The 3526-nt window shown below is 61.6% G+C and carries 4 protein-coding genes; all 4 read right to left on the reverse strand.

What is annotated here, in order from left to right; all coding sequences use genetic code 11:
* Positions 1-411: 411 nt before the first annotated feature.
* Entirely contained in the window at positions 412-963 is a 552-nt protein-coding gene (locus tag RM543_RS18855; protein WP_311694468.1) for a 3'-5' exonuclease, read from the reverse strand.
* Positions 944-1810, reverse strand: coding sequence for a metallophosphoesterase (locus RM543_RS18860; RefSeq protein WP_311694470.1), 867 nt, complete (start codon positions 1808-1810; stop codon positions 944-946). Before RM543_RS18860 ends, RM543_RS18855 begins: the two co-directional genes overlap by 20 nt.
* Entirely contained in the window at positions 1807-2694 is an 888-nt protein-coding gene (locus RM543_RS18865) for a hypothetical protein (protein ID WP_311694472.1), read from the reverse strand. The genes RM543_RS18860 and RM543_RS18865 overlap by 4 nt, the downstream gene beginning before the upstream one ends.
* 314 nt (positions 2695-3008) lie before the next feature.
* Positions 3009-3233 carry a hypothetical protein gene (locus tag RM543_RS18870; RefSeq protein ID WP_311694473.1) on the reverse strand — a complete coding sequence of 75 codons (225 nt, stop codon included), beginning with the start codon at positions 3231-3233 and terminating at the stop codon, positions 3009-3011.
* Positions 3234-3526: the final 293 nt, after the last annotated feature.

The following is a 3526-nucleotide window of genomic DNA, read 5'->3' on the forward strand; positions in this document are numbered from 1 at the left end:
ACGATATGTCGGACAAACGCGCGACCAGCGTGTCGGGCTTCATATTGATCTCCGATGCGAGAATCGCGAGCCTTGCCGCAGGAAGCGCGGTGAACGCCGACGCGATCACAGCGCGGTCCGTTTCCTCCGGTTCGAGGTGGCCAGTCAGGATGTCCCTCAGACGCCCCGGGCTTAGACCGCTGGCCTCGGCGAATGTGTCGAGTAGGTGCCATCGCGCACCTGTCCCGTCCTTGCCATCCACCGACCGCCGCAGACGCGCAAGTTCGAGCGACGCCCAGCGAAGACGGCCATCCCGTTCATCGAGGTATCGCGCAACTTCAGGATTCCGGATTCCGGTTCAGTGGGTTCGGGCATCAGTAAAATCTCCTCCCTGACGCGTATTCGCGGCTCGTTCGGTGTGAAATGCGCCGATCACCGATCTGCCTTCTCTGACGCTTTCAATCCCCCCAGAAGCGCCCGGGCCAGCCGAACGGCGTTCCCCTCCGCCCGGTGCGGTGTCTTCGTGCGCTCCAAGCGTTCGTAGACGTAGTCCAATCCGCGATCCGTTGTCATTTCTGCGGCCACAGCGTCGAAATCCAGGATCCGCGGTCGCGGCGCCTTGATCAAGTCGAACAGGCGCGACAGCCACCAGCCGTCGAACCCGGGCGCATCGCTCACCAGGACGCATCCCTCGATCCGCTCGAGCAGATCCCGAGCCACGCCCACGGCATCGGGCGCATCTTCAAGTGCGTCTCGAGGGATGTTGTGGAGCTGGGCGGAAGCCTCAGACCACTCCGCGTGGTCCCAAGTGTCGGACGGCCGGATGAGTGTCGACCAGGATCCAATCTCCGTTCCCTCCACCCACGCGAGCCCCACTTCGATCGGCCAGGTCCCGGATCCCAGGCCCGAGGCCTCGAAATCGATTAAGATGACGCGCTCCGCCGGCGCGCGAGAGGGATCTTCGTCACTGACAGCGGATTGCACGGATCGGCCGCTGCGGGGGCCGAGCGGCGTGGCGCGACCGTCCGAGAGATCGAAGAGTCCGCTCAGGAAACGCGCGATGACATTGACCCTCACCGATCTCCATCGGGTAGCCCAGGGAAACGTTGACAAGCTCGGTCCGACCGACCGTGAACGCCGCCGGCGTGTGGGTGTGTCCGTAGATCCAGAAAGCGGGTGCGTGCCTCTCGATCAATTCGGACAGATCGGAGGCATAGGCCACGTCGAGGAAATCGCCTTCCAGCGCATCTGGATGCGGCGCGTGATGCGTTGCCACGATTGTATCGCCCTCGAAGGGCTCGGCCAGTTTCTGTTCCAGCCAAGCGCGATGCGCCATGTGATTGCGCCGGATGTCCTGCGGACGAATGCGGCGGTATCCATCCGATCCCAGACGGATGTAGCGGTAATCGCTCATTCGCTTTACGGCCCCGGACATCGCGCTCCGGACCGCCTCGTCTTTCGGGCCAGTCAGTTCGAAGTCCGTCCAGAGCGTTGCGCAGAGTAGCCGACATCCTCCGAACTCGATCGCGGCGGTCTGCACAAACCGGGCGCCTGCTTCGGTCGCGATCGCGGCCAACCGGTCGTCGCCGTCGAGCGTGTGGTCGTAATAGTCGTGATTACCCGGCAGCAGATAAACGCGGTCGAGCGCGATGTATTTGCCCATATGCGCTAGCGCATGCGGCCAGCGGACCTTCGGCTTGTTCGTCAGATCTCCGACGACGACGACGGCGTCGATGCGCTCCCAAACGGTTTCCGGAATCTCTGCAAAGGGGTCCCGACTGGCGCCCAGCCAGAGGTCCAGATGCAGATCCGCGAAGAAGAGAACATTCATGATGTCGTTCCGTCCGTTCGTGCGCGACTTTTCAAGGAGATGGCGCGGGCCCGTGCCAGCCGATCGCGGCACGCCGCGGGATCAGACCCGAGGCGCCATTCGAAGGTCTTCAACCCGTATCGCTGAATGCTCAGCGCCGCGGGATCTTCAGGGTCCCGGAGCTTCTTTGCTCGAAGGCGGATCTCATCATCGGGCGCGGGCGATCGGTTGAGATGGCGATTGTAGATTCCGCCATCGGGGACGGTCAGTTCGACTTGAAACCCAGCTTCGATGCAGTCGGCGCAGTAGCACCCATCGTCTGACGTCATGCCGTCGCCCGCGGCATGGGCGATGATCTCCGATGTTCCGATCCGAAAGACGTGATCGCCCTGCCGCCAGCCATGACCGAAGGAGAACCGCAGATCGATGTCGGCATGGAAGCGAAGACACGACGTTCCGAACCCCGACCTGGGAACGCCAGTAATCCGCCGAGGATCGTCGGGTAGAAGCTCTCCTCGAAGGGTAATCTTTTCGAATGACAGAAGATCCACGGTCCAGAAGCGCGGGGAGACGTTGATGCTGCGATACGAACCCGGCCAATGCGGGTGAACGAACACCTGCAGCGTGCCCGTGTCGCATCCGGGCCAGGTCAGACCGATCCGGAAATGGGATGTCGCGATCTCGATGCCGGCATCGGACCGAAAGACTGGAGACGCGGATCCCGCGGCCTTGAACACGCCCGTATCGGTAGAGCACCAGTCAACCGCGATATCGGCAGCCTGTCGGTCGTTCGGTTCGGCCTCCTGCAGACCACCACCCTCGGGAAGGCAAACAATCCGGTCCCGGGGCTGCGCCTGTCCCGCACCGATCTCATCCAGACTGCATGTCGCGTTATAGCTGCGCATCGCTTGTTCCCGTCCTGCCCGCAGGATGCCACCTCGGGCTTCTGCGAGCATCTCAGACGACGCTTTCGATATCCGTCAAGGAAGGTCGAAAAGGGCGTAAGTCTTTGATTTATTTTTCGCAAACGCTCTTCGTCGCCTGCCAGAGGTGGCCCGGAGCTGCCGGGCCCAGCATACCAAGGAGCATCCGCCATCCGCGGCCGAAGCAGCCACCCAAAATCCTGACTTTTTCGCAAACTGACAGTGATGCAAAAAAGTTCGCTGCAACGCCAGAGAACTGCGTCGTCCGCGTCAAACCTGACTGCGGGCGATTCGGTCTATGACCTGCGCTCGCGGTAAGCCGAGATGACAGCGCGGCTCATCTGCTCCGCGACTACATCGTTGAAAATCTCCGACGCGTTCTCCCCCTCGACCGGATACAGCCAGCCGGACCCTATGCGCCACCGATCGACGAACACCCGCCCAATCTCGATCTGAGCCCATATCCAAGCCTCGTCCAAATCCGGTGGCGTCGAGAGTGGCGCGACATCGGCGAGGGACATGTCCTCGAGCCTGGCCGATGGTTAAACTCTTCTGCTTTGAGCCGCGCAAATCAGGCTGTCAGATCGCCTGATCTCGTTGTTCAATACCGACTAATTCCGCGCCCGCAGCGAACGTCCGCTCTTCGCCCTTCGGGGTGGGAGGAACGACAATTTCCGTGTTGGGCAGTCATTCGCCTGTGATGATTTTTGCAGCCACCCAGACACCGACCCAAAAGACTGCTGTGGGAAAGAGCACGATCTTGGCGACAAGAAGCCATTCGTTTTCTGAGATGCGGCAACCAAACGGCTCGAAA

It is taken from the genome of Tropicimonas omnivorans (genome assembly GCF_031846565.1).
Classification (GTDB): domain Bacteria; phylum Pseudomonadota; class Alphaproteobacteria; order Rhodobacterales; family Rhodobacteraceae; genus Tropicimonas_B; species Tropicimonas_B omnivorans.